General features: G+C 44.3%; 18 protein-coding genes. 8 read left to right on the top strand and 10 right to left on the bottom strand.

Annotation, left to right across the window (positions count from 1 at the left end; genetic code table 11):
* Positions 1-744: 744 nt before the first annotated feature.
* From ndhL to trpA, 3 genes are read left to right on the top strand one after another with little or no spacing between them, the layout of a single operon-like run.
* On the top strand, positions 745-1,011 hold the full coding sequence (ndhL, locus tag F6K57_RS09230) for an NAD(P)H-quinone oxidoreductase subunit L (RefSeq protein WP_267876526.1): 267 nt from the start codon (positions 745-747) through the stop codon (positions 1,009-1,011).
* A gap of 30 nt (positions 1,012-1,041) precedes the next feature.
* Positions 1,042-1,407 (top strand): DUF3007 family protein, encoded by a 366-nt coding sequence (locus F6K57_RS09235; protein WP_293036103.1) that lies wholly within the window; start codon positions 1,042-1,044, stop codon positions 1,405-1,407.
* Positions 1,408-1,421: 14 nt separating this feature from the next.
* Positions 1,422-2,219 carry a tryptophan synthase subunit alpha gene (trpA, locus tag F6K57_RS09240; protein WP_293036107.1) on the top strand — a complete coding sequence of 266 codons (798 nt, stop codon included), beginning with the start codon at positions 1,422-1,424 and terminating at the stop codon, positions 2,217-2,219.
* A 191-nt stretch (positions 2,220-2,410) separates the two neighbouring features.
* Here the strand turns inward: trpA and F6K57_RS09245 are convergent, their stop codons facing one another.
* From F6K57_RS09245 to F6K57_RS09255, 3 genes are all read right to left on the bottom strand, one after another.
* Complete coding sequence (locus F6K57_RS09245; protein WP_293036111.1) at positions 2,411-3,409, bottom strand: haloacid dehalogenase-like hydrolase; 999 nt, start codon at positions 3,407-3,409, stop codon at positions 2,411-2,413.
* 406 nt (positions 3,410-3,815) lie between these two features.
* Positions 3,816-4,439, bottom strand: coding sequence for an SUMF1/EgtB/PvdO family nonheme iron enzyme (locus F6K57_RS09250; protein WP_293017498.1), 624 nt, complete (start codon positions 4,437-4,439; stop codon positions 3,816-3,818).
* 32 nt (positions 4,440-4,471) lie between these two features.
* Positions 4,472-4,672, bottom strand: coding sequence for an SUMF1/EgtB/PvdO family nonheme iron enzyme (locus F6K57_RS09255; RefSeq protein WP_269086982.1), 201 nt, complete (start codon positions 4,670-4,672; stop codon positions 4,472-4,474).
* A 1-nt stretch (position 4,673) separates the two neighbouring features.
* Here F6K57_RS09255 and F6K57_RS09260 point away from each other — a divergent pair, with 1 nt between their 5' ends.
* Positions 4,674-4,925 (top strand): hypothetical protein, encoded by a 252-nt coding sequence (locus tag F6K57_RS09260; protein WP_293036117.1) that lies wholly within the window; start codon positions 4,674-4,676, stop codon positions 4,923-4,925.
* 29 nt (positions 4,926-4,954) lie between these two features.
* On the opposite strand, the gene F6K57_RS09265 is transcribed toward F6K57_RS09260, so the two are convergent.
* The 5 genes from F6K57_RS09265 to F6K57_RS09280 all read right to left on the bottom strand — a co-directional run bounded on the left by F6K57_RS09265 (position 4,955) and on the right by F6K57_RS09280 (position 8,501).
* Positions 4,955-5,296: a XisI protein gene (locus F6K57_RS09265; protein WP_293036120.1), complete on the bottom strand. Its 342-nt coding sequence runs from the start codon at positions 5,294-5,296 to the stop codon at positions 4,955-4,957.
* A complete protein-coding gene (locus F6K57_RS41925) occupies positions 5,284-5,487 on the bottom strand; it encodes an element excision factor XisH family protein (protein WP_364302044.1) in 204 nt (67 codons plus the stop codon). Before F6K57_RS41925 ends, F6K57_RS09265 begins: the two co-directional genes overlap by 13 nt.
* Complete coding sequence (locus F6K57_RS41930) at positions 5,426-5,725, bottom strand: element excision factor XisH family protein (RefSeq protein ID WP_364302047.1); 300 nt, start codon at positions 5,723-5,725, stop codon at positions 5,426-5,428. The genes F6K57_RS41925 and F6K57_RS41930 overlap by 62 nt, the downstream gene beginning before the upstream one ends.
* 237 nt (positions 5,726-5,962) lie before the next feature.
* Positions 5,963-8,095, bottom strand: coding sequence for a bifunctional metallophosphatase/5'-nucleotidase (locus tag F6K57_RS09275; protein WP_293066817.1), 2,133 nt, complete (start codon positions 8,093-8,095; stop codon positions 5,963-5,965).
* 118 nt (positions 8,096-8,213) lie between these two features.
* A complete protein-coding gene (locus tag F6K57_RS09280) occupies positions 8,214-8,501 on the bottom strand; it encodes a hypothetical protein (RefSeq protein WP_293066820.1) in 288 nt (95 codons plus the stop codon).
* A 353-nt stretch (positions 8,502-8,854) separates the two neighbouring features.
* On the opposite strand from F6K57_RS09280, the gene F6K57_RS09285 reads away from it, so the two are divergent.
* From F6K57_RS09285 to F6K57_RS09300, 4 genes are all read left to right on the top strand, one after another.
* Positions 8,855-8,983 carry a hypothetical protein gene (locus F6K57_RS09285; RefSeq protein WP_293017504.1) on the top strand — a complete coding sequence of 43 codons (129 nt, stop codon included), beginning with the start codon at positions 8,855-8,857 and terminating at the stop codon, positions 8,981-8,983.
* Between the two features lie 102 nt (positions 8,984-9,085).
* Positions 9,086-10,099 (top strand): hypothetical protein, encoded by a 1,014-nt coding sequence (locus F6K57_RS09290; protein ID WP_293066823.1) that lies wholly within the window; start codon positions 9,086-9,088, stop codon positions 10,097-10,099.
* Positions 10,100-10,134: 35 nt separating this feature from the next.
* Positions 10,135-10,284, top strand: coding sequence for a hypothetical protein (locus F6K57_RS09295; protein ID WP_293017506.1), 150 nt, complete (start codon positions 10,135-10,137; stop codon positions 10,282-10,284).
* Positions 10,285-10,528: 244 nt separating this feature from the next.
* Positions 10,529-10,984 carry a DUF3531 family protein gene (locus F6K57_RS09300; RefSeq protein ID WP_293017508.1) on the top strand — a complete coding sequence of 152 codons (456 nt, stop codon included), beginning with the start codon at positions 10,529-10,531 and terminating at the stop codon, positions 10,982-10,984.
* A gap of 213 nt (positions 10,985-11,197) precedes the next feature.
* Here F6K57_RS09300 and F6K57_RS09305 read toward each other — a convergent pair whose 3' ends face one another.
* On the bottom strand, positions 11,198-11,536 hold the full coding sequence (locus tag F6K57_RS09305; protein WP_293035887.1) for a P-II family nitrogen regulator: 339 nt from the start codon (positions 11,534-11,536) through the stop codon (positions 11,198-11,200).
* Positions 11,537-11,895: 359 nt separating this feature from the next.
* Positions 11,896-13,044: ferrous iron transport protein B (gene feoB, locus F6K57_RS09310; RefSeq protein WP_293066827.1), on the bottom strand; the 1,149-nt coding region annotated here is incomplete at its 5' end.

Consider the following 13,044-nt stretch of genomic DNA (forward strand, 5'->3'; position numbering starts at 1 on the left):
CGAGACCAATTGATTTGACTATGAATGTGGGCAAAGCACAGGGCAATGAAGGGCTCAAAGTACCATTCCAGGGTGTCTTTCCAGGGGGAATCATAGTCCGCTGCTGGGTTAATCATTAATTTCCTCTTGTTCGGCTGATTAATCTAATTAATCACCAAACCCTGTTTCCCTGCTCTGAAAATATCTCTGTCGTACGTAAATATGGGGGCGGTGGGACTTGAACCCACACGACCGTTTAAGGTCAACGGATTTTCATTCTCCCGTAGCTTTCGCTACTGCCATAGCTGGCTCTTGAGAATTGGACTCTCTCTTTACCCTCGGCTTTACGTTAGGGTAGCTCCCGTCGAGTCTCTGCACCTTCCGAGAGGTTTTCCCGGCTTGGCTCAGGATTGCCTTATCTTTGACCAGACTTAGGTTTCCCTGAGTTTGAGAGCATTCACATGACAGATTTCTCCATCAGTGCTCAATTTCCTTAAGTCCGTAGCGTCTACCATTCCGCCACGCCCCCTGGTTGATATCACATAGCGGTGGGTTTGCGTTTACCCATCAACCACTGTGATTTCACTGTTTTCTATTTAACCATGAACTGGGGCTACTATGCAAGTATAGTATTGAAATTTTTGAAATTTTTAGGATGGGGCAAAGTCTGCCTCTGGGGGAACACAGGGCAGCATGTTCGACCTAAGGTAGTATAGTAGGGTTGAGCGATTGACCTTGGCCTTTGGGCCACGCTAAGCGAAGCAAATGGTCACGCTACGCGAACGCATTTTTGTCTTCTGTGTCCTAAACCAAAATTCTATGATTACTGCGATACTATACCTGTCTCTGGCAGGAGCCTACTTATTGGTATTCCCTCTCGCCATCTATCTCTACCTACAGAAACGGTGGTACGTTGCTAGCTCCTTTGAGCGAGGCTTCATGTACTTCATGGTCTTCTTATTCTTTCCAGGTTTATTACTCTTCAGTCCAATCTTAAACCTCCGCCCCAAGCGGCGTCAGCCACAAGGGTAAGTCAGTCACTTAAGCGATCATTAGTAATTCATGCGACGAATTGACGCGATTGGAATTGCCCTTGGTATCTTTGCTACTGGCGGCATAGCCTACTTGATCTTTCAGCTTGCTGGGTACGATCACATCCAAGCCGGGATTTGGAGTCAAGTCCTCTTGGTTGGGGGGTTAGTTGGGTGGGTGCTAACCTACCTGTTTCGAGCCCTGACCCAAACCATGACCTATAACCAGCAGGTGAAAGACTATAAAGATGCTGTCCTGCAAAAGCGACTCGAAGAAATGACACCAGAAGAACTTGCCCAACTCCAAGCAGAGGTGGAACAGGAAAAGCGTTTGACCAAGGCACAGGACGATTCCTCCATATCCCCCCTTAAGCAGGAGGGGCAGGGGCAAAACTAGATGACGAATGACCAATGACAAACATTTCCGATTGCTTCGGATCCCTGAGATCTAACTCCCAGTGTGCTCTGATTCCTTTTATTACCGCTGGGGATCCCGATTTAGAAACCACAGCCAAAGCCTTGCGGGTACTCGACCAATCCGGTGCTGACATCATTGAATTGGGAGTACCCTATTCCGACCCCTTGGCCGATGGTCCAACTATCCATGCTGCTGCGACTAGAGCATTACAAAAAGGTGTGCAGTTGGATGATGTTCTGGCAATGGTAAAGGAAGTTAGCCCAGAGTTACAAGCGCCAATTGTCCTATTTACCTACTACAATCCCATTCTCAACCGAGGGATTAATTCCTTTTTAGAGCAGATTGCTGAAGTGGGGGCGAAAGGGTTAGTGGTGCCTGACTTACCCCTGGAAGAAGCTCAAATATTGCTGAAACCCGCAGCAGAGCTTGGGATTGAAGTGATATTGTTAGTGGCACCAACTTCACCAACAGAACGGATTGAAGCGATCGCTAAACAGTCTCAGGGCTTTATTTACCTAGTCAGTGTTACCGGTGTCACCGGGATGAGAACTCAGCTGCAATCACGGGTACAAGACTTACTCAATCAGATGCGTGGTCTAACCGATAAGCCAATCGGGGTTGGCTTTGGTATCTCCCAGCCAGAACAAGCTAAGCAGGTCAAAGATTGGGGTGCAGATGCAGTGATTGTGGGTAGTGCTATAGTAAAACGTTTGGCAGATGGGACGCCATCAGAAGGCTTGTCAGCCATTGGGGACTTTTGCCAAAGCCTGAAATTAGCAATTACGGAGTGAAGCCATGGATCCTAGGGCTTGGCATTTACTGTCACGGTCTAGGATACGGATCAGAAACTACTGAGCAGATTAATCGTTCGTATTTAGCTTCTGTTTCATATCCAGATAGGTTCTCGGATTGAAATTCTTTCTGGGATTTATAGCAATCCGTGTAGGAATTGAGAGAATTTTGATGCCATATTCCCTACTCCCTACTTCCTACTCCCTGTTCCCTGTTCCCTGTTCCCTGTTCCCTTTGCTATATCAATTTCGTTTCCAAACACTGTTACGAAATCCTCTTTCATACTGATAACTGTCCAACCACGAGCGTCGGCCTCCCGAAGAGCATTCTCCGCACCTGTATCGTAGACATATTCCCGGGGATCATCGTGGTGAACCAGCATCATCAAAGCTGGACCGTCTTGCTCGTCAGTGTACTGAAGCATTTCTAAATCACCATCGGAATTACCAACTGTGATAATTGGTTTTTTACCAATGTAGCGCTCAATCCCCACTACTTTACCTCCTTTAGTATTAATGGGTTGCACCAGTTCTGGCTTCCGAACCAAGACATGGGATCCATCGTCTTTGGTGATAAACTCGGTTTGGATGCTACTACCAATGATGTTTTCAGGGGGAATACCGTAGGCATCTTCGGCATAGGAGCGAATGAAATCAATCCCCCCCCCAGAGCAAATATAGACCTTGAAATCATTACTCCTGAGATAGTTGACCAGTTCAACCATGGGCTGGTAAGTCACCTTTATGTATGGAACTCCAAAGTCTGGATGCTTTGAGTTATCCAAAAATTCCCTAGCCTTCTGTTGATAGTCTTCTGTTGTCATTCCCTGGAGTTGAAGATCGTCTAGGATTACATCCTTTTGACTTAAAGAAGCAAGTTCTTTGAAATCTGGCAATGGATTACCTAGCTGTTCTAGGATAAATAACCGCTGAATAGTTGTGGGTTTTTCAGTCCACAGGGTTCCATCATTATCAAACGTGGCGATGCGATCGCTAGGACGAACGTAGTTATCACTGTTGGGATTGGTAACCTCTTGTACAAAGTTAACAATCGTTTGCTTAGCCGCACCCTGATTCCAAGACAGTAAGGGGTCATAGTCCGCAGCAGCAGGGGCACATCGGACAAAGCCTCCTAGGTAAAACACTGATAAGAGAATCGACAGGAAAACTAAAAACGTTCTTTTTTTCATGACCTAAGATTTATCGGGTGTAATTGCTGATCCGCTTCAAGGCAAACAAGGCTATTTTTACCGACTAAACCAATCTTGTCAATATAATCTTTTCCCATTAGTTAACCCTGTTCCAAGACACAAAAATGTTTCCTAGAACAGGGTTATAGCAGTCGAATTATAGATTAGGAGGTTAGCGGAACAGCCATGTCTACTCCCTCTCGTAAATCTTCAATCGTACCACGTGACTTTCTCCGTTGGTTTTTAATCGGAAACCAATAATGTTCTATCTCATTTCAATCAGGAGAGTAACCAAGCAAATAATCAATTCTATAGCAATTGTCTTTCCCATGAGGTACAAAGGGATACCCCTAAATCCCCCTTAAAAAGGGGGACTTTGAATAAATGCTATATAATTTTTTCAGATTTAGGAAAAATTATCAGGCTTAACTAACCTAAATCCAATGTGAGTCGTTCCTGTATCCGGTGATTGAGACTCCCGAGCAGCAGGACGATAGCGACTACAATAATTAGGAGCACACAGGTAAGACCCGCCTTTAATTACATGTTTAGCAACACCCGGTTCTCTCGGGTCGAAGCTTTCTTTTTGATTAGGTCCTGTAGGATTAAGGCTGTGGGCTTTGCCATTGTGACCGATGCTATACCAATCTGAAGTCCACTCCCAGACATTACCAGTTATGTCATACAAACCATAACCATTTGGTTCAAAAGAACCTACAGGTGCAGTGCCGGTGTGACCATCAGCTTTGGTGTTGAAAAAGGGGAAGAATCCTTGCCAGGTATTCGCCTTCTGGGCCGAGTATTGCTCACCCCAGCTGTAGGTGGCATCATCCATTCCACCGTGAGCAGCATATTCCCATTGGGCTTCTGTGGGTACTGACTTCCCTGCCCACTTAGCATAGGCTTGAACGTCTTCATAGGCAACATGGACGACGGGATAGTTCTTTTTACCCTTAATGTCGCTCTTTGGACCAAAGGGATGTCGCCAGTCAGCCCCAGGAGTCCACTTCCACCAGCTCAGGTAACCCACTGGTCTAACCCCATTGTCCGGCATCTGAAAGACTAGGAAGGTGCCCGTTGCTCCTCTGTTAAGTCCGGAAACTGTTCGGAGGAGAGGGGACGCTCTGCTACTGTAATATAACCAGTTTCCTTGACAAATTTGGCAAATTCGGCATTAGTGACTTCGTATTTATCGATGCAGAAGCTCTCAACGGTAACATCTTCGGCAGAGCGCTCGGAAGGATAGTAAACGTCGGAACCCATCTTGAAAGTACCGCCAGGGATTAAGGTCATACCTTCAGGGCAGCTATTTACCGTGGGAGATGCCTTGACTTGTGTGGCAGTGCCAAGGACTAGGCATACTGTCAGGAAACTGAGGAAAAGTTTGAATAGAAGTGATTTTAACCAAGGAGTGTTCATTGTTGAGTCAGAAAAGCTATTAGTACGTAGGCATTTAGCGGTCAGCGATCCGTTCAGCTATCAGGCGTTGCCCAAAGACCAATGGCACCTCAAGTAGCGTGCCCATAGCCCATAAGCTGAATATCACTAAGCCACTCCATAGCCTGTGTAAGGACGTTTATAACTGGGATGTAAACCGAGAATAATATCGTCTTTTGGTATACCCATTTCCACCAAATCTTGTGCCAAATCAGCTTCTGTCATATTTCGCTGAATCCAAATTCTACCATCTTTGATATCTAAATGGATGAAACAGTTATAAACTCGTTTGAGTCCATCCCAGCCGATATCTAGAAGTTGATAATGGTCATGTTCTGTGTCAAAAATAAGTTGACCTTCAATCTCTGAATCTGAATTAGTCGCTTCTAACCTGGCATGATTAGTTAATAATTGGCGAATTATTAATCGGTACTTTTCTAATTTTTCCATTGAATTATTACCTCCTCAACAGGATTGTATATGAGTAATTTTACTTGATCAACCTTAACGGCTTCTTGGGGCAATTTTTCTTGGAATAATGATTCAAATGTATCAACAGGAACTCCCAGATAAAGTATTCTATCTGATTCGCTCATTTGTAATGCTAGGCGATAGTTTAAAAATTGAAAAGCGTGCAGCATGAAAATCGGTAATTGCCGAAGTATTGAGGAAACTTTTTATTTCAACTGCTATTTTTCGTTCTGCTTTTTGAGCTGCTATAACTTTATCTGCTGCTAAATCTATTTCAAGCTTAACTCCCTCAATCTTAATTTTTAGGGGATCTGCTGTGATAATCCAATCGTCTTTTTGGAGTGCTTCTTTTACAGCATCATGGAATAGGTCTTTGGCAGCCATTACTTTTTCTACAACTTCTAGCACTATTATCCTTCAATAGTGAGCGGGATGCTTACCGCAACAAAGGGGAACCATTATAATGAGTAGTGGACTAACACAGCTAAAGTAGTAGAATATATTTTTGGTAAAAACCTTAATTGACAAGGGATTTAGGGATTTTACTAAAGCACCATTTTAGCTGTGTCAGTCCAGTGGGTTTCATTTTCGGGCGGGCAGGATGCCCACCCCAATCATTTCATCCCTTGATTTAGCAATGCTTGGTTATTCGGGAATTACTGTATCTTCCCGGAAAGCCAGATTTTGAATTCGCTCGTCCAATGCCGGGTCAGTATCAGGCTGATTAAAGGCATTAGCTGCGGTGGGGAAGAATTCATGGAGGTATTCGGCTAGGGCATCCTGCTCGGAACCAAAGGAGGCAAAATTGGCAAAACCCTGGAAAGGTTCAGGGATCGCACCATCTCGGATGCCGTTTTTGTTGAGGTCTTCGTCAGGATCTAAAACCCCATCGCCATTGCTATCCGGCTCACCCCAGAAATCGACCCGATTGAACAAAGCTGGATTGGCACTCAAGAAGGTGGATAAGGGAGCGCCATCAGCCACGTAGCTAATGGTAACACCACGAAACGTGCGGCTGGGATCCCCCACTAATTCACCATTCTGAGCCACTACATCGATAACTTGGTCTTGATCGTCCAGGACAACCAAAGACAGAACCCGATCATTGGCAGGACGAGTGCTATCAAAGCTAAATTTAAGCCGACCGACTTGGGGAAACTGGCCGGGAGTCACACCTGGAGCTGTTGCTGCTACCGCATCCTCGATGGTTTGCAACAATTGATCTGCCGTGACGGTAAACAGGGTAAGTCCATTGTTAAAACGGAGGGAGTTTGTAATGTCGAGTTGGGAAACTTCCCCTTCTTCCTTGCCCACCGCAGGATTGGCTGCTGGGGGCAACAGTTCAAAGTCATTGGGGTCGATGCCACCGTTAGCAGCGCTAATTACCCCGATGTTGGAACGGATGCCACCTCCATTTTTGAAGGAAAACACGGTTGTATCATCGACAGTCTTGGCATAGGTCAGGTTAGCATCAGCGGTTAGGTTACCCAGGTTGGTTTCTTCGGTACGGACAAAAGCGCGATCGCCCCGCAGGAAAACTTTGGTATTGCCAAAAATATTGCTATCCTGAGTACTGATCACTTCATCCAGGGTATTGGTAATTTCTACAACCTCTGGATCTGGGGTCCCTCCTACCGCTGCAACTCCTTGATCATCTGTGGCGTAGGCTCCACTAATGTTGGGGTCAATACTGCTGGCAATCAGGATACCGTTTGCATCAAAGTCCACCACCAGACGACCCACATACTTATAGGTGGCATCTGTGTTCACAACAGCGATCGCGTTTCCATCTCCATTGGTTTTGATAATAGGATAGGAACCGCCACTGGTATCTCCGAGCCGAAGATGATCGGTGGCATCAGACAGCAAGGTGTGAGACCCTCCCGCCACAATTATATCTACATCCCGCAAACGAGGGGCTAACTCATCCCGCTCAATGGTCAACTGTTGCATGTGAGCCAGGAGAATAATCTTGTTGATGCCTGTAGCGGTCAGTTCATCCACCGCAGTTTGGATTTTAGCAGCCAGGGCGTCATAGTCTGTGGGATTTTCCGGGAACACCGTCACTCCATCAGAGGAAGAGATGGTAGGCAGAAGGGGTGTGCTTGCTCCGACAATACCAATTGGCTCACCATTGACGGTAATCACTGCAGTCCCCGCAACCTGTCCTGCCGGAATGGTGCTGACTTCTTGACCGTTTGCACTGATCAGGCTTGATAGGTTAGGGTCTGTGCTGAAATCCAGGTTGGAACTGAGATAGGGAAACAGCGCCCCACGGTAATCTCCATCTGGTTGAATGATATCCCGCACTTCCTTGCTGCCGAGATCGAAATCATGATTCCCAAAGGTGGAAGCTTGGATACCGAGTTGATTGTGGATTTCGATATTGGCGTGACCAATACTAGCCTCTCCCACAGGGGTCTCGTTCAACCTAGGATCGCTGCCCGCAAACAGGAACGGACTGGGAATGTAGTTATCTCCAGAAGAGAGGACAAGGGTATTGGGGTAGTCGTCCTTCAGGGCATTCAGGACGGCGGAAAACCGAGGAGCATCTTCCAATGCGGCCAGTCCAGCCTCAAAATCTGAAGCATGGAGCAGTTGTAGAGTAAAAGGCTCTGTATCTGAGTCAACAACCTCTGGCTCCGGGTTACTGGTGCCTGTAGAGCCTATATCGGGGATGGGTCGATTCTGTTGTGCTATCACCAGGTAGGCAACGATGGCCAAAACTAGGGCGATCGCAACTGCTACCCCTATTTTCCAAATACGGTTCCAATTCATTAAATATACCTGATCTGTGCCTTGTTTACCATATCAAGTTATTACCCTTTTTTGTACGATAGGATGCCGAAGTAATAGCAAACTTCGACATCCTATCTCTAATGGCTAGCTGTTTAATTCAACTGGCGGCCCAAACCAACGAAAAAGTTAAATATCCCTGCTGTTTCGGACCTATTGCTTGAACCGATTGATTGGCGCTAATACGTGTGAAATACAAATCACCAATCTGGGTAGCCAAAAACTCACTCTGGAACGAACCACAAGAAAGCTGCATTATTTCCATTTGGCTATAAGTCAAAAACTCAGTCACCTGTTCCACATCCGTAAAACGACAGGAAATAATCTTGGAACGTCCTGCGGTAGATTCGTTCAAATCTTGACCAGAATTTGCTGCTTTAAAACTCATGAGTTGCTCAGATAAAATACATTATATTTCGTGGTAGTTGTCAGTAATGATGTAGTTCGCCCTTAGGATTTTAGGGAGTAGGGAGTAGGGAGTAGGGAGTAGGGAGTAATAAAATTAAATCTACCTCATAAGTATGATCAATTATATCAAGCTTTTGCTAATATATATAGCAATTCTCATAGTTATGAGGAAAAAATTTCTGGATTTTAGGGAACAGGGAACAGCTGATCTGGGAACAGGGAAGAGAGAATAGGGAATAGGGAATAGGGATGTCCTGCATCAACACAGGGAATCAACGTCAAAGAAGACTGTACCTCATAACTGCGAGAAACGCTATAATTTAAAATTATCTCATGAAAGCAAATGCTGATTTATCATACAGCCGTTTTCCTATTAATGAAGTACACACCGATTTTTTGTCTTTTCCCTGTTCCCTGTTCCCTATTCCCTATTCCCTATTCCCTATTCCCTATTCCCTTTGACCATTAATTATAGTTTCACCTCTCAACTAAAAATGCTATAGCTGACGGCTGACAGCTGACGGCTGAATGCTTACTAACACCCTACATTAAAATTCCTTAATTATGAAACCCCAAACTGAGCAAATTGTTACTACCCTTGAAGAACTAACCAAAGATGAATACTACAGCCTAGTTGGTGACGCTCCTTATATAATTATCCCTTGGGAAGTAGAAGATAAAGGTCCCTTTTCAGTGGAACGCTTTCTAGTGGATAACACCGGTCTTATGCCCTTTGCTCCTGAAGAGTTTCTCAGTCAGATTCGCGCAACCCAATCTCAAGCTGTGAGCGACCATTACCAAAATCTGATCGCACTGCTGCAAGCTAACTTGTCAGAGTTAACTATCTATGGCTATCGCCTTCCTACACTACCAGAAGAATTGGAAGAGGGATTTCCCCTTCAACAAAGTGTCTTTGGCTCCTTAGGAATTCCCATGCTAATTGGTTCATCAACAGCAGGAGAGTGGATTGGATTAGGTATCAAACAAAGTTGGCGGTGCAACTCATCACCACAATTTATGATTCCGGATCTAGAATCTCTCCAAGACAATACCGCTGCACTGGTTGAGCAAATCCAATCTATCACCAATCAAATTACTCATCAAGCCCAAGCAGAGGAAGAATTAACTTTGGGAGGTTTCGAGGTAGTGATCACCACTAGTCGCAACGAAGTCATGCAAAAATTATTGGATACTACGGGATTTTTAGAGATTAGCGAAATCAATGAATTTATTAGAGTTCGAGATGATTACGGCACGGAGATAGAAGAGTATCAGGAAACAATAGCACAGCTAGAACAAGAACTAGTAAAGTTAGAGGAAGAAGGAGACTTATCAACGGAACAATACCAAGAGGTTCAAGAAGAATTGTCAGAAGAAAGAGCAGGATTAGAGGAAATCCAAACAGAATGCAAGTTCGAGTTAGACTTGAGAAACTTGTTTGCCACTCAACTGCTTAATTCCAAAACTTACCATCTTAACTTCAATCTGTCTGGAGAATGGTGTACAGTTCACTATGCCTTAGGGGAAACTCACGATCACGATTGGGTAGTAGTAGCAACAATTAGTTATACTCTTTGAGGGAATCACAGGAGTGGGCGCGGGGAGATGGGGAGATGGGGAGATGGGGAGATGGGGAGATGGGGAGATGGGGAGATGGGGAGATGGGGAGATGGGGAGATGGGGAGTCAGATAAGCAACTGGAACTCCAAGAGCGCGCTCCATCGCTACTCCCTGCTCCCTGCTCCCTCTCTCACTATTGGTGATTTTTCATAACTATATTTTTCACAACTAGTTGAAAATTGTGATAAGATAGTTTTTGGATAAAATTCAGGATTAATCAAAAGTTTACTCTCGGATAGTAGGGATTTATGGTAATAACTAAAACTTAGTTATTGTTAAAATATTTGCTTTTAACCGATTCCCGATTCCCGATTCCCGATTCCCGATTCCCGATTCCCGATTCCCGATTCCCGATTCCCGATTCCCTATTCCCTATTCCCTAACGATATGCAAATTATATTTCGTGAGTTTAACCCATTTGATTTGTGGATTTGGATAGAATTTAGCACTGTTCCCTCCTATCGGGAAAAGGAATACGTGGAAGAACTGTTCAATTCCTGGTTTTTATTAGGTAAATTGGGAGGATTTGATGCAGAAAACCTGCCGGTGCAAGAAGTTGGCCTAGAAATCAGCTACATGGAATATGATGATAGAGTAGCGGAAAAGAGTTTAATGGCCTTGATGCATAATCAGGGCGAGTTTGAGTATGAAGGCACATGGGGGCGCTGCTGGTTTGATTTAGGAACTAGTGATGCGATCGCTCTTGATATTTTAATTAATTCTCTCCGGCAACTTGCCAAAGAATATGTGGAGATTGAAAAATTAATTATTGGTGGTGAAAACGACGATTGGCCAGTGTACGATCGGAGCAAATCAATGTTTTACGAATCTAATTCCAACTAATTCCTACTAATCACTTAGCAAATCGTCCCTGGATTTTTGGGTCAGGGTAATGGGTAATCGTCAAGTACCCATTACCCATTACCCATTACCCATTACCCATTAGCACTTAGACCAATTCAAGTAGGGTGGGCAAAGTAATCTAATCATTAATACTCATTTGAACCAAACTGTTTTTGCCCACCCTACAAGCTACAAGCTCAAGCAGATTAGAGATTAAACAGCCTCTAAATTCCTTTCTCCAGTCCTAATCCGGACAACTTGCTCAATGGGACTGATAAAAATTTTACCGTCGCCGATTTTACCGGTGTGAGCAGCAGTGAGAATTTTTTCTACTGCCATGTCAACTAAGCCATTTTCAACAACGACTTCTAGCTTTACCTTAGGAAGAAAGTCTACCCTGTACTTTGTACCGCGATACTGTTCAGTTTGACCTTTCTGTCGTCCAAATCCCCGAACTTCAGACACGGTCATGCCAACGATACCAGCATTGACTAAAGCGATTTTGACGTCTTCGAGCTTATAGGCTCGGATAATTGCCTCGATTTTTTGCATTTTCCCAGCCCCTTACTGGGGCTACCACTCCAATTGACTAAGACCAGCATGACACATATACCACTAAAAATAAATTTTTCTGTAAAAAATAATACTTTTGTCATAGGTCATTTGTTAACGCCCATGTTCGTGCCTGCCTTGCTCACGGAGGATAAGGGAGAATCCCCATTTTTTCGTTTCACTTTTCCCATTTAACTTTTCCCGTTTAATTTTTATATAAATTCCCATCACTAGTGAGGTACACAGGTTTTTTTACCACTCCCTACTCCATTCCCCCCTTATTAAGGGGGGTTAGGGGGGATCCCTACTCCCTAAAACCCATAAATTTGTACCTCACCCAATTGAGAAGTGCTATATCTTCAATGAAATCCGAGTGCTAAAGCTCCCTGGTAAAATATCAAGCTAGCTACCCAAGCCAAGCCTAAGGAAAACACTAAGGAAAACAGGGTAAATTTCCATGATTTTGCCTCATTAAATAGGGTAACAATAGTAGTTAAACAGGGAGTGTAGATTAAGCAAAAGATACAAAAACTATATCCTTGGATAAATGTTACTGTATCAGTTATCTGCTGACTAACAGCCAGGGAGTTAAGTCCATAAATTACGGCTAAAGAGCCAATCACAATTTCTTTAGCAATAAAACCAAAAATTAGGGCTAGGGTTAAATGGGGATTAATACCAATGGGATTCATGATCGGACTTAAAAATTGTCCAATTTGCCCGCCAATGGTATCCAATCCTGTCGCTCCTGGAGGTAAATTCGTGATGAACCAAACGGCAACACAGCCAAAGGTAATAAACCCAGATGCTCGTTGCAAAAATTCTTTGACTTCTCCCCACCCTCTCAGTAAGACTTGTTTGATAGTCGGAATTCGGTAAGGGGGTAATTCTATAATAAAGGGTTCCTCGTTTTTAAAGACTCCTTGGAAAAGAGCAGCAGTGACAATGGCGGCTACAAAACTAAGTAGGTACAGGGAAAATAATACTAAAGCCCCGTTGCCATGGGGAAAGACAGCGGCAATGATAAAGACAAATACCTGGAGTCTGGCAGCACACAAAGCAAAAGGAATGACTAGCATAGTTAGCAGTCGCAAGGCTTGCGATCGCATAACTCTAGTTCCCATTAATGCTGGAACATTACAGCCAAATCCCATCATTTGCATCACAAAACTGCGACCATCTAACCCCAACCGTTCCATAAAGATATCCATTAAATAGGCAGAACGGGATAGGTAGCCACTATCTTCTAGAATTGCCATTAAGATAAAGAACAGCACAATTAATGGTACAAAGGAAGCAACGGTAGCTAAACCGTTCCAAATCCCATTAATCAAAAAGTCTTGAACCACTGTGGGTAAGGGTTGGATGACAGGCTCAATCATCGCACCTTGAATCCAGCCAGTCATATCATCCATCAGGTCTTGAGAGGGGAGTCCCACAGTCCAAACTACCCAAAATACCAGGAACATTCCTAAGAAAAACAAAGGTAATCCCAATATCGGATGCAG

Origin of the sequence: Moorena sp. SIO4A5, from assembly GCF_010672005.1 — a bacterium.
In the GTDB taxonomy this organism is placed as follows: Bacteria; Cyanobacteriota; Cyanobacteriia; order Cyanobacteriales; family Coleofasciculaceae; genus Moorena.